Source organism: Peribacillus deserti (assembly GCF_016909175.1).
GTDB lineage: Bacteria > Bacillota > Bacilli > Bacillales > DSM-1321 > Paraperibacillus > Paraperibacillus deserti.
In genome coordinates this window covers 80,727-105,380 of record NZ_JAFBFI010000013.1, presented here as the reverse complement: position 1 = coordinate 105,380, position 24,654 = coordinate 80,727, and the positions used below count along the sequence as shown (strand labels likewise).

Annotated in this window: 23 protein-coding genes and 4 tRNA genes; 22 read left to right on the top strand and 5 right to left on the bottom strand. The window is 38.5% G+C overall.

Annotation, left to right across the window (positions count from 1 at the left end):
* Positions 1-268 precede the first annotated feature (268 nt).
* The 3 genes from rpsF (at position 269) to rpsR (ending at position 1,422) form a co-directional block, all read left to right on the top strand.
* Complete coding sequence (rpsF, locus tag JOC77_RS14445; RefSeq protein ID WP_204544372.1) at positions 269-556, top strand: 30S ribosomal protein S6; 288 nt, start codon at positions 269-271, stop codon at positions 554-556.
* A 65-nt stretch (positions 557-621) separates the two neighbouring features.
* Entirely contained in the window at positions 622-1,134 is a 513-nt protein-coding gene (ssb, locus tag JOC77_RS14440) for a single-stranded DNA-binding protein (RefSeq protein ID WP_204544371.1), read from the top strand.
* 51 nt (positions 1,135-1,185) lie between these two features.
* Positions 1,186-1,422 carry a 30S ribosomal protein S18 gene (rpsR, locus tag JOC77_RS14435; protein WP_204544408.1) on the top strand — a complete coding sequence of 79 codons (237 nt, stop codon included), beginning with the start codon at positions 1,186-1,188 and terminating at the stop codon, positions 1,420-1,422.
* 154 nt (positions 1,423-1,576) lie between these two features.
* Here rpsR and JOC77_RS14430 read toward each other — a convergent pair whose 3' ends face one another.
* Positions 1,577-1,786: a hypothetical protein gene (locus tag JOC77_RS14430; protein ID WP_204544369.1), complete on the bottom strand. Its 210-nt coding sequence runs from the start codon at positions 1,784-1,786 to the stop codon at positions 1,577-1,579.
* 661 nt (positions 1,787-2,447) lie between these two features.
* A complete protein-coding gene (locus JOC77_RS14425) occupies positions 2,448-3,005 on the bottom strand; it encodes an HAD family hydrolase (RefSeq protein WP_239558764.1) in 558 nt (185 codons plus the stop codon).
* 161 nt (positions 3,006-3,166) lie between these two features.
* Here JOC77_RS14425 and JOC77_RS14420 point away from each other — a divergent pair, with 161 nt between their 5' ends.
* The 5 genes from JOC77_RS14420 (at position 3,167) to JOC77_RS14400 (ending at position 9,717) form a co-directional block, all read left to right on the top strand.
* Positions 3,167-4,105: a YybS family protein gene (locus JOC77_RS14420; RefSeq protein ID WP_204544367.1), complete on the top strand. Its 939-nt coding sequence runs from the start codon at positions 3,167-3,169 to the stop codon at positions 4,103-4,105.
* A gap of 36 nt (positions 4,106-4,141) precedes the next feature.
* Positions 4,142-6,124 (top strand): DHH family phosphoesterase, encoded by a 1,983-nt coding sequence (locus tag JOC77_RS14415; protein ID WP_204544365.1) that lies wholly within the window; start codon positions 4,142-4,144, stop codon positions 6,122-6,124.
* On the top strand, positions 6,121-6,570 hold the full coding sequence (rplI, locus tag JOC77_RS14410; RefSeq protein WP_204544363.1) for a 50S ribosomal protein L9: 450 nt from the start codon (positions 6,121-6,123) through the stop codon (positions 6,568-6,570). The genes JOC77_RS14415 and rplI overlap by 4 nt, the downstream gene beginning before the upstream one ends.
* Before the next feature lie 208 nt (positions 6,571-6,778).
* Positions 6,779-8,143 carry a replicative DNA helicase gene (gene dnaB / locus JOC77_RS14405; RefSeq protein ID WP_204544361.1) on the top strand — a complete coding sequence of 455 codons (1,365 nt, stop codon included), beginning with the start codon at positions 6,779-6,781 and terminating at the stop codon, positions 8,141-8,143.
* 281 nt (positions 8,144-8,424) lie between these two features.
* A complete protein-coding gene (locus JOC77_RS14400) occupies positions 8,425-9,717 on the top strand; it encodes an adenylosuccinate synthase (RefSeq protein WP_204544360.1) in 1,293 nt (430 codons plus the stop codon).
* A gap of 624 nt (positions 9,718-10,341) precedes the next feature.
* Here JOC77_RS14400 and JOC77_RS14395 read toward each other — a convergent pair.
* The gene (locus JOC77_RS14395) at positions 10,342-10,824 is read right to left on the bottom strand and encodes an 8-oxo-dGTP diphosphatase (RefSeq protein WP_204544358.1); all 483 of its coding nucleotides are present in this window, start codon (positions 10,822-10,824) and stop codon (positions 10,342-10,344) included.
* Between the two features lie 361 nt (positions 10,825-11,185).
* Here JOC77_RS14395 and JOC77_RS14390 point away from each other — a divergent pair.
* The 14 genes from JOC77_RS14390 (at position 11,186) to JOC77_RS14325 (ending at position 22,497) form a co-directional block, all read left to right on the top strand.
* Positions 11,186-11,261: transfer RNA gene (locus tag JOC77_RS14390), tRNA-Lys, on the top strand.
* 5 nt (positions 11,262-11,266) lie between these two features.
* Positions 11,267-11,338: transfer RNA gene (locus JOC77_RS14385), tRNA-Glu, on the top strand.
* Between the two features lie 30 nt (positions 11,339-11,368).
* Positions 11,369-11,444 (top strand) — tRNA-Asp (locus JOC77_RS14380).
* A 120-nt stretch (positions 11,445-11,564) separates the two neighbouring features.
* A tRNA-Phe gene (locus tag JOC77_RS14375) sits at positions 11,565-11,637 on the top strand.
* Between the two features lie 295 nt (positions 11,638-11,932).
* Positions 11,933-13,333, top strand: coding sequence for a peptidoglycan DD-metalloendopeptidase family protein (locus JOC77_RS14370; RefSeq protein WP_204544356.1), 1,401 nt, complete (start codon positions 11,933-11,935; stop codon positions 13,331-13,333).
* A gap of 750 nt (positions 13,334-14,083) precedes the next feature.
* Entirely contained in the window at positions 14,084-14,794 is a 711-nt protein-coding gene (gene yycF, locus JOC77_RS14365) for a response regulator YycF (protein ID WP_204544354.1), read from the top strand.
* Positions 14,795-14,799: 5 nt separating this feature from the next.
* The gene (walK, locus tag JOC77_RS14360) at positions 14,800-16,620 is read left to right on the top strand and encodes a cell wall metabolism sensor histidine kinase WalK (RefSeq protein WP_204544352.1); all 1,821 of its coding nucleotides are present in this window, start codon (positions 14,800-14,802) and stop codon (positions 16,618-16,620) included.
* Positions 16,617-17,945, top strand: coding sequence for a YycH family regulatory protein (locus JOC77_RS14355; protein WP_204544350.1), 1,329 nt, complete (start codon positions 16,617-16,619; stop codon positions 17,943-17,945). The genes walK and JOC77_RS14355 overlap by 4 nt, the downstream gene beginning before the upstream one ends.
* Entirely contained in the window at positions 17,932-18,720 is a 789-nt protein-coding gene (locus JOC77_RS14350) for a two-component system regulatory protein YycI (protein ID WP_204544348.1), read from the top strand. The genes JOC77_RS14355 and JOC77_RS14350 overlap by 14 nt, the downstream gene beginning before the upstream one ends.
* 7 nt (positions 18,721-18,727) lie before the next feature.
* Positions 18,728-19,522 (top strand): MBL fold metallo-hydrolase, encoded by a 795-nt coding sequence (locus tag JOC77_RS14345; protein ID WP_204544345.1) that lies wholly within the window; start codon positions 18,728-18,730, stop codon positions 19,520-19,522.
* Between the two features lie 167 nt (positions 19,523-19,689).
* Positions 19,690-20,883 (top strand): S1C family serine protease, encoded by a 1,194-nt coding sequence (locus tag JOC77_RS14340; RefSeq protein ID WP_204544344.1) that lies wholly within the window; start codon positions 19,690-19,692, stop codon positions 20,881-20,883.
* Between the two features lie 171 nt (positions 20,884-21,054).
* The gene (locus tag JOC77_RS14335; protein WP_204544342.1) at positions 21,055-21,213 is read left to right on the top strand and encodes a CxxH/CxxC protein; all 159 of its coding nucleotides are present in this window, start codon (positions 21,055-21,057) and stop codon (positions 21,211-21,213) included.
* A gap of 94 nt (positions 21,214-21,307) precedes the next feature.
* Complete coding sequence (gene rlmH / locus JOC77_RS14330; RefSeq protein WP_204544340.1) at positions 21,308-21,787, top strand: 23S rRNA (pseudouridine(1915)-N(3))-methyltransferase RlmH; 480 nt, start codon at positions 21,308-21,310, stop codon at positions 21,785-21,787.
* A gap of 209 nt (positions 21,788-21,996) precedes the next feature.
* On the top strand, positions 21,997-22,497 hold the full coding sequence (locus tag JOC77_RS14325; RefSeq protein ID WP_204544338.1) for a hypothetical protein: 501 nt from the start codon (positions 21,997-21,999) through the stop codon (positions 22,495-22,497).
* Between the two features lie 240 nt (positions 22,498-22,737).
* Here the strand turns inward: JOC77_RS14325 and JOC77_RS14320 are convergent, their stop codons facing one another.
* Both JOC77_RS14320 and JOC77_RS14315 read right to left on the bottom strand, forming a co-directional pair.
* Complete coding sequence (locus tag JOC77_RS14320) at positions 22,738-24,192, bottom strand: PH domain-containing protein (protein WP_204544337.1); 1,455 nt, start codon at positions 24,190-24,192, stop codon at positions 22,738-22,740.
* Positions 24,185-24,649: a PH domain-containing protein gene (locus tag JOC77_RS14315; RefSeq protein WP_204544335.1), complete on the bottom strand. Its 465-nt coding sequence runs from the start codon at positions 24,647-24,649 to the stop codon at positions 24,185-24,187. The genes JOC77_RS14320 and JOC77_RS14315 overlap by 8 nt, the downstream gene beginning before the upstream one ends.
* Between the last annotated feature and the right edge of the window lie 5 nt (positions 24,650-24,654).

Here is a 24,654-nt window from a genome sequence, read left to right as displayed (position 1 = left end):
CCTTTATTTAGTGCAATCATTATTGCTATTATTGTACGCTCCACTTTAGTTAAAATCAGCATAGAATCTCTAAGCAAAATATATTCGGCCTGCAAGATTGATAAAACTTAAAAAATGATCCCTCCACACTTTCTAAATCTTTATATAAACCGATAACTCTATTGCAAATCGGTAATCTCTATGCTATAATTTCTTATTGTGAGTAATTAAATGAATAATTGCTCCTTGCCCTATATTGGGCCGTTTAGACCAAAAGGAGGTGACAGTGATGAGAAAATACGAAATTATGTATATCATCCGTCCAAACATTGAGGAAGATAGCAAAAAGGCTTTAGTTGAGCGTTTTAACACAATTCTTACTGATAACGGTGCAGAATTGGCTGAGACTAAGGACTGGGGAAAACGCCGTCTTGCATACGAAATCAATGATTTCCGCGACGGATACTACCAGCTTCTTAAAGTTAATGCTGGTACAGAAGCAGTTGAAGAATTCGACCGTTTAGCAAAAATCAGCGAAGACATTATCCGTCATATCGTTGTTAAAGAAGAAGAATAATTAATTTATATAAATAATAATTTTGTTCCGCGTGGAACAAAGTGAAAGATCGGGAGTTGGTTCTGATGATGAATCGCATCGTTCTAGTAGGGCGTTTAACAAAAGATCCAGAGTTGCGCTATACTCCAAATGGAGTTCCGGTCGCAACATTTACATTGGCTGTTAATCGTACTTTTACTAACCAGCAGGGTGAGCGTGAAGCTGATTTTATTAATTGCGTGATCTGGCGTAAGCCAGCAGAAAACGTAGCGAACTTCCTGAAAAAGGGAAGCTTGGCGGGCGTGGACGGAAGGCTTCAGACTCGTAATTATGAAGGCCAGGATGGAAAAAGAGTGTATGTCACTGAAGTTTTGGCTGAGAGTGTTCAGTTCCTTGAGCCGAGAAACAGCAGCAACAGCAATGCTGGGGACAGAAATGAAGGCGGCTATTACGGCGGGAATCAAAAACAGGATGCTCCGTACGGACAAAATCAGAATCAACGCAGCAATAACAATAACAACTATACACGAGTAGATGAAGATCCATTTGCAAATAACGGACAAACTATCGATATTTCTGATGATGATCTTCCATTCTAATGTGAGCGGTTGGTTAACTAATAAATAGTAAAGGAGTGAATTTAAATGGCAATGGGAGGACGTAAAGGTGGCCGTGCAAAACGCCGTAAGGTTTGTTACTTCACAGCACACGGAATTACACATATCGATTACAAAGATGTAGATCTTCTTAAAAAGTTCGTTTCTGAACGCGGTAAGATTTTACCACGTCGTGTAACTGGTACACACGCTAAATACCAACGTAAATTAACAGTTGCAATCAAACGCGCTCGTATGATGGCATTACTACCATACGTAGTTGGTGAATAAGTAGACAAAAGACACCCAATTAAATTTGGGTGTCTTTTTTGCTGCTCAAATATGCCTTTCACTTGCCGTCTGCCCGACTTATTATTTCTTTCTGTAAATATATTGATAATAATAAATACTGCTGCGATAAGGAATGTTTTATGCAACCAAGATTCTAAGCATCACTGCACCCTCTTTTAAGTTTAATTGTAAGCATTTTAACCGCCGCAAATCTTTTGGGAGGCCGTATCAGCTTCTGGAAATCCAGGTTTAGACTTTTTAAGGTATCTTCGATATAAAACATGTCGCAATCCTCTAATGGAATTTCAACTTCGCCTTGTTCTCTTAAAACGGTAATTTTCTCCTTATAAGTTTCAAGCATCATTGATCACCCCGTTATAGAAAAATTTTACATATAGTATATATACGATACTTAGTTAACGAACTCCTGTTCTAATTTACTGGAAATAAATTTTTTCTTTTTTTGAAACTTTTGGATGAGGCTGTATGCTCTAATAAGTGAAAGGAGGTTAAAAGAGTGAATTATATTAAATACCACCGTACTTATCAACCGCAAACATACACTCTCGTGTGAGGCCATTACTATTATACCGAGTTGGTGAATAATACAAATACTAAAAGCAGCAATATTTGTTTTGCTGCTTTTTAGGTGCTCATTAAACACATATAGACTTTCTTCCATCCAATTGGGCAGAAGCTTGGTCATGGGAAGTGAGTTGATATGGGTATTGTTTTAGAAATTTGCAGGGTAATATTGGCGCCCGAAACAAAGGCTTTTCATTGGCCTGCAGGATTAATAACGAGGTCGTCAGCTGGAACCCCAGCCATGAAGTAAAGATATAGTGGTATGTTTCATTTCCCTTCAAGAGAGAAAAGAACTACTAAAGGAATAGAGCATGCTTTTAAAACCTCACACCTTTTTACTTAACAATTTGCTAGCTAACAGGGGGAGCTCCCATAAATCATCTATAACATACTTATATAAAAAATGAGGGTCCCAGCCCAGATCTTTTTCCAAATTGCTTTCATACCTGCAGCGAGGGCTCTATGAATGTGTCTCCGACATATATACTTTGGTCTGGAGCAGTATCTAAAACCTTTAAGGTTCTTTGAAATAGAGCGGTATTAGGTTTTTTTAGACCTTCCTTCTCTGAAATTAGAATAACATCCATATACCGTTCTATACCTAGAGCTTTAATGTTTTTTAGTTGGAATTCTGTAAACCCATTTGTTATTATACCTAATGCAAATCCCATTTCTTTTAGAATGTTAAAAACAGCATCGAGGTTATTTGAAGGAAGACAATTCGTGTGAAAATTATGAATATAATCGTCTAATAGCGCTTCCCAGCTGATGTCTGTTATACCATAATTTTCAAGCATGGTCTGATACACCTTATCCTTCCACACATAGCCTCTCTGGTCTAAAGAAATAAAGGTATGCAGATAATGATTTTCAGATATATCCTTAAAGTGATGGGAATATTTTTGATATTGCTGTTTAACAAATAATCGGACGGAACGGTCTCGTTCTAAGAGTGTACCGTCTAAATCAAATAGCAAAGCTTTTGTCTCTGGCACCATGCTTCACTCCTTCTGTTATTGTTTCTTTATAAGGAGCCTGTTTTCCTTCCGGTCTGACGGAAAAACATAGAGGGTTGATGCAGTAAGATTGATTGAAAAGGGTATAATAGCTAAAATAGATAGTATGTGTGAACAGCGGGTTATTAGAAGGAAGTGAATGAATGAACCAAGGCAGAAAGATTGCAGAAAGTGCAGCCCTATTGGCTGTTTTTTGTATATTAGTATTTCTATGTATTCAAATGCCTTTTATAGGCACTATATTGATGTTTGTTTTGCCTCTGCCTTTTATTTTGGTGGCTGCAAAGTATAATTTGACCTGGTCCTTATCTTATCTGGCAGTGGGTACACTGCTTACCGCGATTATAGGCACCCCTCTTTTTGCTCCAGTCGCTTTTCTATTTGGCAGCACAGGGATAGCCATCGGGTACAATCTTCGAAAAAAATATTCTTTCAGTACTCTTTATGTAAGCTCAGTAATGATTTTTCTATTTGGATTTGTCGCTTTATATGTTTTCTCTATTTATTTTCTCCATGTAAACATTTTAGAGACATCCATTGATCTATTAAGGGACAGTATTGAGCAGTCCACAAAGATGCTTGATGATATGGGGCAAAGTCCAGAAAAATCGGCAATCAAGCGGTTTTCAGAAAGCCTGGATATGCTGATCATTCTTGCACCAAGTTTATTTGTGATAACTTCGATGATCATGGTGATTCTAATATTGCTAGCCGTTTCGCCTATCATTAAAAGGCTGCGCAGAAACGGCATTGAGTGGCAGCCGATTAGTAAACTGCGGATGCCAAGGAGTATTTTGTGGTATTATTTAATAGCAATGGTTCTCTCTTTTTTTATAAAAGCCGAAAAGACGGATACTACATATATGGTGATTGTAAATGTACTGTATGTACTTCAGACTTTGCTGCTTCTGCAGGGATATTCTTTCCTATTTTTCTATAGTAGATTAAAAGGATGGCCAAAGGCCTTTTCGTGGTTTATAGTGGTTTTATCCTTATTGGTACCAATTTTCCATTATGTGATAAGAATATTAGGTATAATAGATTTAGGATTCAAATTTAGAGAAACACACAATAAGAACTAGCTTACCCAATGAATTAAGCTTTTAGGAGCTGAAAAAATGCCGTCTTACTTAAAAAAGCAGCATAGACAGTCGATAAGATACTCTATTTACGGACTGATTGCGGCCGTTTTTGCTCTGTTGGCTGTTATGGCTTTTTACCAATGGATGATTGCTGCAGCCGCTGCCATTATCATGGCAGTTGTGTTTTATATCATTCTGCAAATTGAATATAAAACACGTCAAGAGACGGAAGAATATATTTCTACGCTTTCTTACCGCCTGAAAAAAGTGGGTGAAGAGGCGCTATTAGAAATGCCAATCGGTATTATGCTGATTAATGATGATTTTTTTATTGAGTGGACCAACCCTTTTATGTCTTCCTGCTTTAATGAAGATACACTTGCGGGGAGATCTCTGTACGACGTTGCTGATTCGTTAGTTCCTTTGATTAAACAGGAAGTAGAATCAGAAACCATCACGCTGGTTGACCGGAAGTTTCGAGTCATCCATAAGCGTGATGAACGTCTCTTGTATTTCTTTGATGTAACAGAACAGGTAGAGATCGAGAAATTATATGAGGATGAAAGAACCGTTATTTCCATTATCTTTTTGGATAATTATGATGATCTTACTCAGGGAATGGATGATCACAGGCGGAGCAATATCAACAGCCTGGTAACTTCCTTACTGAATAAATGGTCGCAGGATAATGGAATCTTCATAAAGCGGGTTTCTGTTGATCGATTTATTGCGGTGTATAATGAGCACATTCTGCACCATCTTGAAAAAAATAAATTCTCCATCCTCGATGAAATAAGAGAAATGACCGCTAAGCAAAACGTGCCGTTGACCCTTAGCATCGGAGTAGGGTCTGGAGTGTCCTCACTTCCGGAGTTAGGAACCCTTGCTCAATCCAGCCTGGATCTGGCATTAGGACGCGGAGGAGATCAGGTTGCTATAAAATTAACAAACGGAAAAGTAAAATTTTATGGCGGAAAAACCAATCCTATAGAAAAACGTACAAGAGTACGTGCAAGGGTTATTTCTCATGCGCTGCGGGATATTGTAATAGACAGTGACAAGGTAATTGTAATGGGCCATAAGTATCCGGATCTAGATGCGATCGGTTCTTCTATCGGCATATTAAAAATTGCTGAAATGAACCAGCGGGACGCATTTATTGTGATTAACTTTAATGAGCTCGATACAGGTGTACAGCGTCTTATAGAAGAAACGAAACAGACGCCGGATTTATTCGAGCGTTTCATCAGCCCCGAAGAAGCGTATGAAATGATTACGGATGAAACCCTGCTCGTAGTGGTCGATACTCATAAACCATCCATGCTTATTGATGAAAAACTTCTTAACAGGTTTGATAAGGTAGTAGTTATTGACCATCACCGCCGGGGAGAAGAATTTATAGCGAAATCACTGCTGGTGTATATGGAGCCCTATGCTTCCTCTACATCAGAGCTGGTTACTGAATTACTGGAGTATCAGCCGAAACGTGGTAAAATTGAGATGCTGGAAGCTACTGCACTGCTTGCCGGGATTATTGTTGATACAAAAAGCTTTACACTCCGAACAGGTGCAAGAACATTTGATGCTGCATCTTATTTAAGAGCACATGGAGCCGATACGGTTCTTGTACAAAAGTTCTTAAAGGAAAATGTAGACACATATATTAAAAGAGCAAAACTTATTGAGTCCGTTTCCTTTTATAGAGAAGGCATTGCCATTGCAAAGGGCAGCCAGGAACAGATGAATAACCAGGTATTAATTGCCCAGGCTGCTGACACATTGCTTACCATGGATGGGGTGATCGCTTCTTTTGTTATTTCTAGAAGAGATGAAGAAACCATTGGAATAAGCGCCCGCTCATTGGGAGATGTCAATGTTCAAATTATTATGGAAGCACTGGATGGCGGAGGCCACCTCACAAATGCTGCAACCCAGATAGCGGGTACAACCATTGATGAGGCTGAAGCCAGATTAATTCAGGCAATAGATGAGTATTTAGAAGGGGGACAAAAAGAATGAAAGTAATATTCCTCAAAGATGTAAAAGGAAAAGGTAAAAAAGGCGAAATCAAAAACGTAGCAGATGGATATGCTCATAACTTTTTGATTAAGCAAGGCCTTGCAGTGGAAGCATCTAATACGACTATGTCGGCTTTATCTGCGCAAAAGAAAAAAGAAGAAAAATTGGCTGAAGAAAATCTTCAGGAAGCCCAAAATCTTAAAGAAAAACTTGAAAAACTGACAGTTGATCTTACAGCTAAGTCCGGAGAAGGCGGAAGATTGTTCGGTTCCATTACCAGCAAGCAGATCGCTGAAGAGCTTCAAAAGAAGCATGGCATTAAAATTGATAAGCGCAAGATAGAATTAGAGGATGCAATCCGAACACTAGGGACTACAAAGGTTCCTGTGAAACTGCACAGCGAAGTAACAGGCACATTAACTGTGGCGGTAAAAGAACAGAAATAATTGGTCCGTGAAATAGTTAAATAAAAATGATAAAATGTGATGAGACTTATGTTTTAGTTTCATCACTTTTTTATGTTCTTAAATAACTAGATTATGGATGCAATAGACGAATTCTGTTTATATAGAAGTTTTTTTATTAATGAATCTCTGTATTTGTACGATAAGTTTAATAGATTTAGATAAAACGAATGAAAGGGGGATAAGCTGAATGAACGAATTATATACAGATCGAATTCCTCCGCAGAATATCGAAGCTGAGCAAGCAGTGCTGGGGGCTATTTTTCTTGAGCCATCATCACTCACACTTGCTTCGGAAGTCTTAATACCAGAAGACTATTATCGAAATGCCCATCAGAAAATATTTAACGTGATGGTCAAATTAAATGATGAAGGCAAGCCAGTTGATTTAGTAACAGTCACCGAAGAGCTCCAGGCATCAAAGCAGCTTGAAGATGTGGGAGGAGTATCCTACCTTAGTGAACTGGCGGGTTCTGTGCCGACAGCTGCCAATATCGAATATTACGCAAGAATAGTGGAAGAGAAAGCACTTCTCAGGCGGCTGATCAGGACTGCAACAAATATAGCTTCGGAAGGGTATTCCCGTGAGGATGAAGTAGCAAGCCTGTTAGGAGAAGCTGAAAAAAGCATCATGGAAGTGGCACAAAGAAAGAATTCAGGTGCCTTCCAAAACATTAAAGATGTATTAGTCCGTGCTTATGATAATATTGAACTTCTTCATAATAGAGAAGGCGATGTTACTGGAATACCAACAGGGTTTGCGGAACTCGACCGGATGACTGCTGGATTTCAGCGAAATGACTTGATTATTGTGGCTGCACGTCCGTCTGTAGGTAAAACGGCCTTCGCCTTAAATATTGCCCAGAATGTTGCTACAAAAACAAGTGAAAATGTTGCCATCTTTTCACTTGAAATGGGTGCTGAACAGCTTGTAATGCGTATGATTTGTGCGGAAGGCAACATTAATGCCCAAAACCTTCGTACAGGTTCCCTGACAGATGAAGATTGGCGTAAGCTGACCATGGCTATGGGGAGTCTTTCAAACAGTGGTATTTTCATCGATGATACTCCTGGTGTCAGAATAGGTGATATCCGTTCTAAATGCCGCCGGTTGAAGCAGGAGCATGGTCTCGGAATGATCCTGATTGATTATTTGCAGCTAATACAGGGAAATGGCAGGTCTGGGGAAAACAGGCAGCAGGAGGTTTCTGAAATCTCCCGTTCATTAAAAGCCCTGGCCCGTGAGCTTGAAGTTCCAGTTATAGCCCTTTCACAGTTATCACGTGGAGTAGAGCAAAGACAGGATAAACGCCCGATGATGTCAGATATCCGTGAATCCGGAAGTATTGAGCAGGATGCCGATATCGTAGCGTTCTTATATCGTGATGATTATTACGATAAAGAAAGTGAAAACAAAAATATTATTGAAATTATTATCGCTAAGCAGCGTAATGGTCCAGTAGGTACGGTTTCTCTGGCCTTTGTTAAAGAATATAATAAATTCGTAAACCTTGAGCGGAGATTTGATGATGCATCCGTTCCGCCGGGGGCATAAAAGAAACCATCAGCATAGTCTGGTGGTTTCTTTGTCGTACGCGGACTGTTCTAGGAAAAAATGAAAATATAAAGTACATATAACAAAAGTTTTAGTTGAAAATATAAAAGATGTGATAGATGTGAAAGGGCAGCCTGTAACAATTAACGAACGAAACATAATTATTAACATTAATTGTTCGTCTTTTGTTTGACGCTCATAGGATTTATTGATAAAATTATTGTGATTGATAGGCAGCTGGTAATAAATCAGCTGGACGTAAATTTGGAGGTGCATGGTAAATGTCTTCAGTTGTTGTAGTAGGAACCCAATGGGGTGACGAAGGAAAAGGAAAAATTACAGATTTTTTATCAGAAAATGCAGAGGCTATAGCACGTTATCAAGGTGGTAACAATGCGGGCCATACTATAAAATTTAATGGCGAAACGTATAAATTACACTTGATTCCATCCGGCATTTTTTACAGCGATAAAATTTGTGTGATTGGTAATGGAATGGTAGTAGATCCGAAGGCGCTTGTAAAGGAACTCGCATACTTGCATGAACGTGGAATCACGACAGACAATCTGCGTATCAGCAATCGTGCTCATGTAATCCTGCCTTACCATCTAAAGCTTGATGAGGTAGAAGAAGAGCGTAAGGGCGCAAACAAGATCGGCACCACTAAAAAAGGCATTGGCCCGGCTTATATGGATAAGGCTGCACGAAACGGAATCAGAATTTGTGATTTATTAGAACGTGATGTGTTTGAGGAAAAACTGGCTAGAAATCTTGAGGAAAAAAACCGCCTTCTAGAACGCTTCTATGAAACAAATGGTTTTACCATTGAAGAAATACTAGATGAATATTACGAGTATGGACAACAGATCAAACAATACGTTTGTGACACTTCAGTTGTTCTAAATGATGCGCTGGATGAAGGCAGACGTGTTCTTTTTGAAGGAGCACAAGGAGTTATGCTTGATATCGATCAAGGCACATATCCGTTTGTAACTTCTTCTAATCCAGTTGCCGGCGGAGTTACCATCGGTTCTGGCGTAGGCCCTACAAAAATCAATCATGTTGTCGGAGTATGCAAAGCCTATACATCCCGGGTGGGAGACGGCCCATTCCCAACAGAGCTTGATAATGAAATCGGCCACCAAATCCGTGAAGTAGGCCGTGAATACGGAACTACAACAGGACGACCACGCCGTGTAGGCTGGTTTGACGCAGTGGTTGTACGCCACGCGAGACGTGTCAGCGGATTAACAGACCTTTCTCTTAACTCCATTGATGTTTTAACAGGCATTGAGAAGCTTAAAATTTGTGTAGCTTACAGCCATAATGGCAAGGTAATGGAAGAATACCCGGCAAGCTTAAAAGTATTAGCTGAAAGCGAACCTGTCTATGAGGAGCTTCCTGGCTGGACAGAGGATATCACAGGCTGCAAATCACTAGATGAACTTCCTGCCAATGCTCGCCATTACATTGAGCGTGTTGCTCAATTAGTAGGCGTTCCATTATCTATGTTCTCGGTTGGACCAGACCGTACACAGACTAATATTGTTAGAAGCCCTTGGAGATTAGTTTAAAAAGAAAGGAGCAGTGAACCATTCACTGCTCCTTTTTAGGTTGTCTATCTTTTAGCTTGGCTAAAAACCTGGCTAGGTATAATGTTTTCCGGCATGCTGGACGTTCACAAGGCAGCTCTTTATGTTGATACTTCAGCTTCTAGTCACACATTAAATATATACCGGTGAGAGCCGTTTCGAGCGCTATGAGTTAGCCGTGCAGTCTCGCTAGCAGGATAAGCATATTCTTCATAAAGAAAGCATAAAGCCTATGCGATTATCAGATAAGGGAGATTTTAAGCATTCGATTTAGAGAGATAAGCATAAACTTTAAAAAGAAAAGCATAAAACTTTGAAACCCAAGCATAAATTTCATAAAGTTAAGCATAAACCAATCACTTCTACCTAAAGACCTTTTAATCTTGTAGAAACTTCTTCGTATAACACTCTGTTTTGTATAGCTTTACACAAAAAAATATCTAACGGTATCAAAATCGGTAAATTAACCACAACAAATATCGTTTACCTGCCTAAAAGCAAGCATTCCCTTATTGGACAGACATGAATACGTCACCTGAGTGCTCTTATAAACATTATTTCTCGAAACTAAGAGGAGCAGTGAACTCGTCCACTGCTCTCTCATTATTACTTAAGCATTCTGACCTTATCCTTGACCGTTCTTTGATGCTCTTCATCCCAAACAACAGATATTTCAAAGGTGCCTTCTTTAAAAAATAACAGCAGTCTTCTCTTAAACCAGGGCTGCATGGGTAGGCTTACTGCTTCATTGATATCCACCCAGATCAGTTCGCCTTCTGGTGGATCGGCCAGGAGCTCTCCCTTGAATGCACAGGCCAGATAGTTAAAGACCATATATCGAAAGTTGTTTTGCGGATTCACATATTCATCCAGGCCTTTATAAATTAAATCGTCAGGTTTAATAATCAGTCCTGTTTCTTCTCTTACTTCACGTACTGCTCCTTCTGTTAAGCTCTCGGGGAATTCTAATTTCCCGCCTGGAGCAATGAACCCTGGGAAACCACGTTCACCAGGCCTGTTTTGTAAAAGAATTTTATCTCCGTCTTGAATCATGCACATCGTGTACATTCCATAATTAATTGTTGTCATCACTGCGCTCCTTACTAATTTTTCACTACACTACTAAAATAATATTTGAACTATTCAGCTAATAAGTTCTTTAATTATAACAAAAAAATAATTAATAATATTTTTTTAGAAAAATAGTTGCTATATAATACGTTTCTATGCTAATATTAAAAACGTCGCTGAGATAAGTAATATTTCATTTAGAGCCATTAGCTCAGCCGGTAGAGCACGAACGAATATGCTTCGAAGCTTTACTTCAGCGCTCAAGTCTAGCTGCTGCTTGAGAAACGTTCTGAGACTTGAGTGTCGTCAAGAAATATCATCCTTGAATGGTTTTTAGTTTTTTAACTAGAACTAATCAGCGGAATAAAATTATTATAGAGAGCCATTAGCTCAGCCGGTAGAGCATCTGACTTTTAATCAGAGGGTCGAAGGTTCGAATCCTTCATGGCTCACCATTTCCGGCCCCTTGGTCAAGCGGTTAAGACACCGCCCTTTCACGGCGGTAACACGGGTTCGAATCCCGTAGGGGTCATTTCCTAATTGGAAAACTAAATAGAAAAAAGGTCCCGTGGTGTAGCGGTTAACATGCCTGCCTGTCACGCAGGAGATCGCGGGTTCGATTCCCGTCGGGACCGCCATTTTTTAACTCAGTGTAGCTCAGTCGGTAGAGCACGTCCGAATAAGCATCGAAGCTTCTGCTTCAGCACACAAATCGAGCATCTGCTTGAATCCTAAGTTTAGGCAACAATATTATATATGGCTCAGTAGCTCAGTCGGTAGAGCAAAGGACTGAAAATCCTTGTGTCGGCGGTTCGATTCCGTCCTGAGCCATCTTTAGGAAAGCCCAGCTAGGGCTTTTTTTTATTCCTCTTTTCACCTCTTCATTCCTCTTTCTGGATGAATCACCAAGTAAGGATTTTCTAATTTAATGGTAATTTTAGCGCCTGTTGAATCATTTCTGCCAATAAAATGACGCTGGTTATACAGTTATGTTACAAAACTATTACTTTTTACCTACTAATAATAAAAGTATGTTAGATTTTATAGTGCTTTAGAATTCTAAATACATAAAAGTCTAATTGTAGAGGCAAGCCCTTAAGGGAAACTGTACAGGAGGAATTAGTTCATGTTCATACTTAAAAAGTATATCAGTGAAACCCTGCTTAAGAGGGCGGTGTTTTTTACTATAATTTTATTCTTTGTATCTCTTCATGCAGCCGCTGCGTTCGGCCAGATCCTTCCTACTGAATACCAGGTTTATTACAAAGGAAATCATCTTGGAAATGTTTCAGACGCCAAAGCTGTGGACAAAGCCATAACTGATAAAGTGAAACAGGCCAAAAAGGAATACCCTTCTTTTTCATTCGCATTTCATAAAGAAGTATCCTTACGGCCAGAAACAGTTTTAATTCCAGATACAGAAGATAAGAAGGTTATAAAACAATTAAAGGAGCTTCCTATAGAAGCGAAATCCTATGCAATAGAAGTAGATGGAAAGAAGGTTGTTTTTCTTCCTGAAAAAAAAGAAGCTGCGGAAACGATCGAAGCATTAAAATATCAATATCTAACTGACGAGGAAAGAGAAGCGATCGAAAAGGGCAAAACAGAAAGTAAAACAAAAATTAAAGAAATAAGCTTTTCACAAGAAGTTGGCATTGAGAAGAGCGAAGTTAAACCTTCTCAAATAATGGATTCAAAAAAAGCACTTGAAAAATTAAATAAGGGCAGCAAGGAAGAAAAAATATATAAGGTTAAACAAGAGGAGAAGCTAGCTGCCGTTGCATCAGAAAATGGGATAGACACCAAAAAGCTAGTGGCCTTAAATCCAGCATTGGAGCAAAAGACTAAGCTGGAAGAGGGACAATCTGTAATTGTTGAGGAAGAAAAACCATTTGTGGATGTAGTCATCAATAAAGAAATTATTGAGAACAGGACCATTCCAAGTGCTAAAAAGGTTATTCCTAACAGCAATTTACCAAAAGGGAAAATTCATATTAAGCAAGAAGGAAAGAGCGGAGAAAAGGAAATACATACTGTTGTCTCAATTGAAAACGGTGTGGAAATTAAAAAAAATGTGAAATCTCAAGAGATCGTATCTGAACCGGTTGCTACAATAGTGGAAAAAGGGACTAAAATCATTCCATCTCATGGAACGGGAAGTTTTGAATGGCCTGCCGTGGATGGCCTTATTACAAGCAAGCTCGGGTACCGTTGGGGAAAACTCCATAAAGGCATTGATATTGCAGGTCCATCAGACCCTGCCATTAAAGCGAGTGATAATGGAGTTGTAATTTTTGCTGGAATGAGCAATGGCTATGGAAATAAGGTAATCATTGATCATCAAAATGGCTTTCAAACTTTATATGGCCATTTGGACTCGATTTCAGTAAAAGAAGGGGATATTGTTCCTTCTGGCTCTAAAATAGGCATTATGGGATCTACTGGGCATTCCACTGGTGTTCATCTGCACTTTGAGATACGTCAAAATGGGAAGCTAAAAAATCCTCTAAACTATATCCATCGATAGCCTTCGGTAAATCCGAAGGCTCAGGCTGTCGACAAAGTCGACAGCTATTTTTTAATAATATTTAACCCTCAATATATAGTGCTTAACTTTAAGAAAAGCCACCATATATGCAAGAAATAAATTGACAAACCTCATTTTTCGCGACAAAGTTTGTTTGAAATTGATTTTGTCTACACTCTGAGCCTTCGGTAAATCCGAAGGCTTTTTTTAAATGGATGATATATGTTAATATCAAGATATAAATAAACGTAAACAGATCTTCAGGGAAGCGGCGGTTAAATACGGGTTTTTAATCCTGATAAAAAGCCGAAATCTATATAAAACGAAAAAATCACTCTAAATCTCAAAAAACCTCACTGAACTACCTATTGTTCCTCTCCAAAGTTCGGGACCTCTAATTAATTCAATAAAAGTTATATCATACTTCATTCACTTCCCGGTGTTATCCGGACCATCAAATCGGGTCATTTAGACCTGCCAGAGTTCCAAACTAAGTCGGGAGAGTGCAGCCTCTTTTTATGCAAAAGCTCCGCAATTTCTGCCGACACTGCCAATATTTCCACATGATTGCCATATTTATAGTAAACCCTTTCCAATCTAGGTATAAAAGATGCTTTAGTCTCTATATCGTGATAAATTATAATAGAGAACATATGTCTGAACATATATTATATAAATGTAACAATTAAAAACTAAACTTTAAAAATCAACCTTCAATCTTTTACGAGATTAGTATAAAGGAGCATTAACATGGATAAAAGAATCCTGGTAGTTGATGATGAAAAACCAATTGCAGATATCCTGCAATTTAATTTGAAAAAAGAGGGCTTCGATGTACATTGTGCTTATGATGGCAATGAAGCTGTAAAAATGGTAGAAGAAATCACGCCTGACTTAATTTTACTGGATATTATGCTCCCGGGCCGGGATGGTATGGAAGTATGCCGTGAAGTAAGAAAAAAACACGATATTCCAATCATTATGCTAACGGCTAAAGATTCAGAAATTGATAAAGTATTAGGATTTGAATTGGGCGCGGATGACTATGTGACAAAGCCTTTCAGCACAAGAGAAATTATTGCCCGGGTCAAAGCAAATCTCCGCAGGCAGCAAACCGTTGCGAACCAGGGGTCAGAAGACGACGATTCGAAGGAAATCACAATCGGTTCCCTTATGATTCATCCAGATGCTTATATTGCTTCTAAAAGAGGAGAAACGATCGAACTGACACACAGAGAGTTTGAACTTCTTCACTATCTTGCTAAACATATCGGCCAGGTCATGACACGGGAGCATTTACTGCAGACGGTATGGGGTTATGATTATTATGGAGATGTAAGAACGGTCGACGTCACAGTCAGACGATTAAGAGAAAAAATAGAGGATAATCCGAGCCATCCTGCCTGGATTGTGACCAGACGCGGTGTAGGGTACTACCTTCGCAACCCTGAACAGGAGTAGTTTGAATGAAAAAGGTAGGCTTTTTCCGGTCCATTCATCTTAAATTTGTATTAATTTATGTATTGCTCATTCTAGTAGCGATGCAGATTATTGGAGTTTACTTTGTGGATGGATTGGAAGACAAACTCAAAACTAATTTTGAAAATTCGCTGCGACAGCAGGTAAACATATTATCCTTCAGTATAGAAGAAGAGATGGTAAAGGAACGAGACAAGAATTCTACGACAGTAGAAGAAGATATCAATGAAATTTTAAAGGATAAAAAAGCAGGGGATATCCAGGAAATCAGGGTTATTGACAGCGGCGGCAAAATTATCGGGACGTCCAAATCAGATGATGACGGCATTGTCGGCAAAAGAACAACAGATAAAATCATTAAAATCTCGCTGCAGGGTACGGAACAAAAAGATGTCAAGGTTGTTCCTAAAACCGGAAAGAGAATTTGGATATTGTCTTCTCCTATTAAATCTAAAGGTGAGACAATCGGAGCGATTTATTTAGAAGCGGATATAGAAACCGTCTTTGAACAGATTAAAGAAATAAATAAAATCTTTGCTACGGGAACCGCGATTGCATTAGGAATCACAGCCATATTAGGTATTTTGCTTGCTCAAACGATTACCCGTCCCATGTCAGATATGAGAAGACAGGCCCTTGCCATGGCAAAAGGAAACTTTTCACGCAAGGTTAAAGTGTATGGGTATGATGAAATCGGACAGCTGGCTATTACCTTTAACAACCTGACTAAGAAGCTTCAGGATGCCCAGTCTTCTACTGAAGGAGAGCGGCGAAAACTGTCTTCGGTGCTTTCTTATATGACAGATGGAGTCATCGCAACCGATAGAAAAGGCCGGATTATTTTAATCAATGAACAGGCAGCAATGATGTTGAATGTTTCACGTGAAACAGTGATCAGCCAGGAAATTGTCCCTTTACTTGGGTTAGAGGATCAATATTCGTTTGAGGATCTGCTAGAGGAAACGGAATCTGTCATTCTCGATAATAGTACGTCAGCAAAGGATCTTATTTTAAGGGCTAATTTCTCTGTTATTCAACGGGAAACTGGCTTTGTTAATGGACTAATTACCGTGCTGCATGATATTACCGAGCAGGAAAAAATAGAAGAGGAACGTAGGGAGTTTGTGGCGAATGTATCCCACGAGCTTCGTACTCCCCTGACCACCATGCGGAGCTATTTAGAAGCTTTGTCGGAGGGTGCATGGCGGGACGAGAACATTGCGCCCAATTTCTTAAAAGTCACTCAAAAAGAAACAGAGCGTATGATTCGTCTTGTGAATGACCTCTTGCAGCTATCTAAATTAGACAGTAAAGATTATAAAATTACGAAAAGCTGGGTTGATTTCACTGAGTTTTTCCACCATATTATTGACAGATTTGAAATGTCAAAGGACCAAAATGTTTTCTTTGTTAGAGAATTGCCAAAAAAATCGATTTTCGTAGAGATTGATGAAGATAAGATTACCCAGATTATTGATAATATTATTTCGAATGCTCTTAAATATTCTCCTGAGGGCGGAAAGATTAGATTCCGTGTACGGGAATTAGATCATGAAATTGAAGTAAGCATTAAAGACCAGGGTATGGGAATACCCAAGGAGAATGTGGTAAAAGTGTTTGAAAGATTTTATAGAGTGGACCGGGCGCGTTCTAGAAAGCTCGGCGGTACGGGCTTAGGGCTTGCGATAGCCAAGGAAATGGTAACTGCGCATAACGGAAAAATTTGGGCAGAGAGTGAGGAAGGAAAGGGTACAGCGATATTTTTCAGCCTTCCTTATGACCCTGAACAAGAGGATGAATGGTCATGAGACTTGAAACCTATAAGAGTATAATCTTAAGTCTTCTTGTCTTGATAAGTATCGGCTTGACCTATAGTATCTGGGCTTATCAGCCAAAATTAGAAAAGGCTGACCAAAGCGAATTTATTCAGGTTTCTATTAAAAATCAACAAAGCATAAGCAGTATTGTAAAACCTATGGAAATCATCTTCCACAAAAATAAGCAGCATTTTGTAACTTCAAGTGAAACAGAGCTTGATAAGGTAATGAAAGAAATTTCTAAATGGTCTTTTAATCATATCAATGATGTATCAGACCGCGTCTCGGAAAAGGAGTTTTTACATTTTGTCCATGGTGAAGGGAAAACGGAAATTATTTTTCCTGAAATAGTTCCTCTTCACCTGTACAATTCCGTGCTGGCAATAAATGAACAGAATCTGCCAAAGGGCAGTTTTGACCGAATCGTGTTTAATGTGAAAAACATAAATGAAAAGGATACGCCAGTATACTTTATTTCTTATGAAGACCGGAAAATATACCAATCCCGGGTTAATTCTGCCTCTCTGGTGAACTTTAATCAGAATTATTACCGATTTGCTTCGGCCCTATATGAGGACAGTACTTATGACAAACATGTAATTTCTAAGAATCAGGCTGTCTTTCTTCCGGGGAATGAAATACAGATTCCAAGATACACCTATAAAACATCTGTTCTGGACACAGATAAATTTAAGGATGCACTTTTTAGTAATCCTAATTACGTAGAACACGATCCAGTGACTACAGGCGAGGTTTTTATGGATGGATTGAGTGTATTAAACATTGATTGGGATACTATGACTCTTAATTATGTAAATCATACTAAGGATGCTAATTTTCAAGGAACCTCCTCAGAACTTCTGCGAAAAAGTGTTGAATTTGTTAATAACCATGCAGGCTGGGAAGATAGATACCGGTTTGCTGGAATTAATTCACTAGATCAGAAAATTACCTTTCGATTATTTGTGGACGGGCTGCCGGTTTTTAATAAGTCAGGTATGACAGAAATTGTACAATTTTGGGGTAAAGACGATGTTTACCAATATAGCAGGCCTTTTTTTACCTTGGATTTTCCTATGCCGCCAAGTGAACTTGAAAAGGCCAAAATGGCAGATGGAGAAGAAGTTCTTCAGGAATTGAAGGCCATCAAAAACATTAAGCTGGAATTAGTGCAGGATATCAGAATAGGGTATGAATTAAAGCGTGATACCGAGGTTCTCGTTAGTTTAGAACCAGCCTGGTATTATCGTTATGCCGGAGTTTGGAAACGAGTACCTTTCGGAAAGCCGGGAGGCGAGATCAGTGGATTGGAATAAAACGAAAACCATCTTCATCATTGTGTTTTTGGTATTGGATTTATTTCTAATCTATCAGTTTATAGAAAAGAAAAACTCCTATAAATTTGACTTATTAACGGAAACCAAATTTGAAGACAGTTTAAAAGAGAATGGAATTAAGGCAGACAATGTGCCAAGAGAAGAATTAAGTGAGAAATATATTATTGCTAAAAGCAAGGTGTTTAAAGACTCTGATTTCTCAGCTTTAAAAAATCAAAAGATAATTAATAATGGCTCATCTGTTTATTCCAGCCTTAAAGTACCCTATAAAATAAATGATCCCGGCAGCAAAGAGGAAGTTGAAAAGTTTGTCCGGGAACATATTATGTTCGGGACTGAATACAGGTACTGGCAATATAACAAAGAAGGTAGTACGATTAATTTGTCTCAAACGTATAAAGGCAAAACGTTATTCATGAACCAAAATGGTGAAATTAAGCTGTTTTTAAACAAACAAAAGCAGATTTATGCTTATAACCAAACCTTCCTTAACAATATTGAGGAATTCAAGGAAAAGGAAGAGGTCATTCCTGCCATTAGAGCTGTTGAGACACTTTTTGATAAAGGAAAGCTCGAAGAAAAAACGGAGATTAAAGAAGCCTATCTTGGTTACTACACGGTGGTGCCAGTAAAAACAACCCAGGTGCTTACACCCACATGGCACATTGTTTTGGATAATAAAAAAGATTTCTTTGTGAATGCATTAGAAGGTCAAATCTTTCAAGTTACACCAGATGAAAAGAAAATGGAGTGAATATAATATGACTATGCATTTTAGTGTTCTCGCCAGCGGGAGTACGGGAAATGCGATTTATGTAGAAGCGGATGGACAGTCATTTTTAGTGGATGCCGGTTTAAGCGGCAAACAAATGGATCTGTTATTTAAGCAGATTGGAAGAGATGCTTCTAAGCTCACAGGACTGCTTGTTACACACGAGCACAGTGACCATATTAAAGGGCTCGGAATCTTGGCAAGAAAGTATAATCTCCCCGTTTATGCCAATGCAAAAACATGGCAGGCCATGGAACGCAATATTGGAGAGATACCGCTAGAACAAAAGTTTACTTTTGACATGGAAACGGTAAAAACCTTTGGAAGCCTTGATATTGAATCTTTTGGAGTTTCCCATGATGCTGCAGAACCGATGTTTTATACCTTCCATCACGAGGGAAAAAAGCTGGTTCTGATTACAGATACCGGCTATGTGAGCGATCGGATGAAGGGGATTATTTCAAATGCAGATATGTATGTATTTGAAAGCAACCATGATGTTCAAATGCTGAGAATGGGCCGGTATCCATGGAATACGAAGCGAAGAATATTAAGTGATGTAGGGCACGTCTCCAATGAAGATGCTGCGATCGCAATGAGTGAGGTAGCAGGAGACAATACAAAGCGCTTTTACCTGGCCCATTTAAGCCTTGATAACAATATGAAGGAACTGGCAAGAATGTCCGTGTCACAGACACTTGAAACAAGAGGAATCAGAGTTGGAGAGCAATTCGAAATTTATGATACAGACTGTAAAATTCCGACAGAACTTGTTTGTGTCTAATAACAGCAGGGAAAGAATGAAGGAGAAGCTTCATTCTTTTTTTATTTCAGCAAGTTTATTTGCTCAGCCTTAAAGTTAGAATTTTGTAATAAAATGAGTATAATTAGGATTACAAAGAACCCGCAGGTAGTGGGTATTATGCATTTCTATGGAAGAGAGGTTGAACGATGGGGTACTACGACCAGGATTATCAAAGAAGTACATCTAGAGGAGGAAGCCGAAGAGGTTATTTCTTTTCGGGATTAATTGGAGCCATCATTGGGGCACTTATTATTTCATTCGCTCTACCCTCCTTTAATTCGGAGAAAAGCGATGTTGCTGATACGAATACGAATAATGGGGATCAGTCTAAATTAAAGCAGAGTGTTTCGTTAAACGTCAATACAGCTGTTACGGAAGCGGTAGACAAAGCCGGGGATGCCGTCGTGGGTATCACCAATATTCAGCAGTCAGGGTTTTTGGAAGAAGAGGGCGGTCAGGCTGGAACCGGCTCCGGAGTCTTGTATAAAAAGTCCGGCGATAAGGCTTATATCGTAACTAACCATCATGTAGTCGAAAATGCAAGCAAATTAGAGATCTCTCTTTCAAATGGCACTAAAATACCTGCTAAATTGCAAGGAAGTGACATTTGGACCGACCTGGCTGTATTATCGGTTGATGCTGAAAAGGTTAAGACTGTGGCTGAATTTGGGGACTCTGAAGCCTTAAAGGCGGGAGAACCTGTTTTAGCGATTGGGAACCCGCTTGGACTTCAGTTTTCTGGTTCAGTTACCCAGGGAGTGATTTCTGGTCTAGAGCGTACCATTGAAATTGATGTCAACCAGGACGGAACGGTGGATTGGAACTCAGAGGTCCTCCAGACAGACGCAGCTATAAACCCGGGGAACAGTGGAGGTGCACTTGTAAATCTTGCCGGGCAGGTAATAGGAATTAACTCTATGAAAATCGCTCAGCAGGCAGTTGAAGGAATTGGATTATCCATTCCTATTAATACGGCGATTCCAGTTATTGAGGACTTAGAACGTTACGGAGAAGTCCGCAGGCCATATATGGGAGTAGAGCTTCGTTCTGTGGAAGAGATCTCACAATATCATCAGCAGAATACGTTAAAGCTCCCTAGAGATGTAACCTCAGGCGTGGCCATTGTGCAAGTGGAACAGGGTTCTCCTGCTGATAAAGCCGGCATTAAGGAATTTGATGTAATCGTCGAAATGGATGGAGAAAAAATTAAAGATGTAGCAGAATTAAGACAGCATCTTTTCGGTAAAAAGAAAATTGGCCAATCCATGAAGATCAAATTATACCGTGACGGTAAGCAGCAAGAGGTTTCCATGAATCTTAGCAGCAACGATACATTCTAATAAAATGGGCAGCAGGAAGGCATAAGCTTTCCTGCTTTTTCTTTTCGTGGTACTATTCTTTTTGTGGATAATTGGGTATGAAAGCCAAATAACAAATTATTTGTGGATAAATGCAAATAGAAGAGATTTAGGGGAAGTATAAAAGAAAACCATTAGAAAAGGAGAGGTATGATGATTTATTGCTGCAAAGAACATGTAGATATAGCCCTGGATACAGTGGTGGATGAGCACGAGGTAGCCCCATTTTTAAAGGAAATATCCTCGGAAGAAGAGATATCAACAACCTGTGAATATTGTGAAAATCCAGCTATATATATAGTGGCGAACTAATATTCTCATACAACATGTGGATAGAAAATGTGGATATGTGGATAACCCTTGTGGATATCTTGTTTGTAATTTGTTTGTAAAGTGGGTGTAAACTGTGAATATCTCTATAGTGACGGTTGGCAAGCTTAAAGAAAAATATTTAAAACAGGGAATTGAGGAGTACATAAAGAGAATGTCACCTTATGCCAAAATCGATGTAATAGAAGTTCCCGACGAGAAAGCACCAGAAACATTAAGCGAAATCGAAATGGAACAAATCAAAGATAAAGAAGGAGAGCGCATCTTAGGCAAAATCAGCCCGGATGCGCACGTCATTGCCCTCGCCATCGAAGGAAAGCAGAAGTCCTCCGAAGAACTTGCAGATACACTTGATAAGCTGGCCACCTACGGCAAAAGCAAGGTGGCCTTTGTGATTGGTGGATCATTAGGTCTCAGCAAAAGTGTCATGCAGCGTGCGGACGAGGCGTTGTCCTTTTCGCGGATGACGTTCCCGCATCAGCTGATGAAGCTGATCTTAGTCGAGCAGATTTATCGGGCTTTTCGGATTAATCGGGGTGAACCATATCACAAGTGATGGTAAAGCAAAAAAGAAGTCTTGAACTTTCCAAGAAAATTATAGATGAAATAACTAGCTAAAAGAGCAAAATTGCTCTTTTTTTATTTATTATAAAAGGTTTCTTACCAATAAAGCAGCCGCTATTTTCAAGAATAAATTTCATTTAATAATAAATTTCTTTGTTAATGTAAAATTTGGTAAAATTAAATAAAACAGGGGGGATGGTTATGGGAAGACAATTTATTGATACATATTCAGACGATATGCTCTATTTAGTAGATGCTAGAAATTTGTTACTGCAGAACGGACGCTTCGAATATTTAGTAACGCCAGCGTTTTGTAGAATGTTCATAGTTAATATGGTTGGTGCTGTCGAAGCATCTTTAAACAGTTGGAAAAAAGAAGATGGAACAGATATATTAAGCTCTTATTTTACTTCTAGAAATAATCAAGAAAAAGTTGATAATCTCTATAATGCTTTCATTTCGGCTGGAATACCTGTTGAAAAGGAAGTATTTGATGATTACTTAGCTATTCATTATTTAAGACATAAAATTGTTCACTCAAAAGAAAAAGATACAGAACGTCGAGATGATTGGATTAAATCTAGAGGCTTTCCTATTGATACTCGAGAGTTTACAGTTGATGATTGGGATAGAATTCAAAAGCTGAATGATATCTTAATAAGCTATTTAGGTTATGCTTACGTTTTGGACCCCAATAGGTAAAATTAATATAAAAAGATATTGTAAACTGATTTCGAATAAAAGAGGCTGCGAACGCAGCCTCTTTTGAACCATTTGTAGTGGATTCTGAAGAGAGTGGAATGGGACACTTTTCGCTTAGATTAGATAATAAAATATAGTTAGAAAATAGAAGCTACCAGCTTGTGTTTTAATTTTGTTTTAAATGTAAGTTGTAATTTTAGGATGCGAATTCCGAATCATGAACTTTTCCCTATCTTATCTTTATGAAGTATCCATAACTAGATAACTGAGAAATTCATCTTTTTTTGTTTCATCAAGCAGGTCACTTTCGTACACTTCTTCCAACCTTTCAGAGTATACTGCAAAGCTATAATCTGCCTTGTGTGTTTTTTTACTTAAAAAAGATTGACCCACACCTGTTGATTCAACATATTTTTTTAGCGTAATGAGTGTAGTTTTATTTAGTCGAGTAGCGAATGAAGTGGTGATATATCTATCGTTGAAATGTAATCCACTATGCTTCCATTTCAAGTATCCATAAATAACCCAAAGTGGAACAAGGACAAACCCCCACGCAGCATAATTAGTAATAATGGTTAAGGCTGCAAAAGTCACAAAGACTCCCCAGACACTTCGGAAAATAAATATAGGAATCGTGCTTCTGTCAGGTCGCATGGTGACAATTTGTTCGGTAAAATCAGGCGTATAGTCTTTCAATATCAACGGAATTTTTTCTTTTTTAACGATAGGCATAATAAAGAGTGTTCTACTTGCTTTATCATTGAGGCCTATATTGTCCGCTTTAATTTGAGCATACCCAAATTTACGATACAATAGCGGTTCTATAATTCGTATAGACCGAATATGGATATGAGATATATGGAAATGCTTTTTATTAATCACTCCGTAGGAAATTTCAATTTCCTTGTTGCTAATTTTAATTGAGAAGTTTTTATATGTTAGGTAGACCAAAATCGACGTTAATAGTAATGATATTACTACTATGACAGCCAAAAACGTTAAAGCCCCTAGCCATACATCGGCGTTAACATCAGACCAAGATGTTTGTTGCAACTTTTCCCACATTCCTGTGGTGTCTTGTTCTAGGGCTAACTTTTCAGCTTCTGTAGCGAGACCTAACTCAACGGCAAAGTGGTCCAGTGCAAATCCGCCCCCCCATAGACCAATAGATAAGGATGTTAAAAAAAGACCGATGTTTGAAGTTGTAAGTAAAAGATATTCTAAAGCATTAAATTTCGCGGAATGCAACCCACGGGTTTTTAATTCAATACCAGAAAAAATGTTTGACTTTAGCTCCTGTATCTCTCGGTTGCTCAGAACAAAAGACACCTTTTCCCCGCCAATCATTTCGATATTTAAATTTGATATACCCATCCACCGTTTAATTAGAGAATCAGATGTATTAATGGAACGGATATTTTTAAAAGGGATATCATTTCTTCGTTTCTTGAATACACCCTCAGAAAATACTATCATTTTTTCCTTAAAAGAATACATTTTGTTATACCAGGTTAAGAAAGAATATACGACGATAACACCCCCAACTAAAACGAACCCTGAAAAGATAAGAGGCTTATATTTGCTGTGAGCATTAAAGAATGAAATGATAAAAGTTAAGATTGGGAATAGTTGATTTTTGATATTGTTATAATTATGGTAAAGAAATTCTATAATATGGTCTCTTTTATTATTCATGAAGACCCATTTCCTTTGTATTGATTTGAGTGATTTTGTTTCTTAGGTCATCGGCTACTTCTCTTTTTATGTATTCAATCGTATGATTAGCTCCAGCCGTATAAATATTTAAGGCATATAAATCGAAAAAACGCGAATAGAAGCTTTGCTCAATATCCGCATGTTGGATGCGGTTCAACGGAATGGTATTTTCATGGCGAGAAAACCCACCATTTTGAATGTATAAAATATTATCTGTTAGCTCATATGCTGCGTTGTTATACGTTAAATGGTGAGCTATAAGGTCAGTAATAAAAGTGTATAGTGCCCAAATAACAATTATCACTAGTATTTTTCTAACCCACTGAACATCCTCAAAAAAGAAAAAGGTAATCCCTGTAATGAGGAAAGTAATAATTGCGTTTTGGAGAGAAAACAAATTCCATATCGTAACGGATTGTTTTTCTATTTTTTTCATGCTCT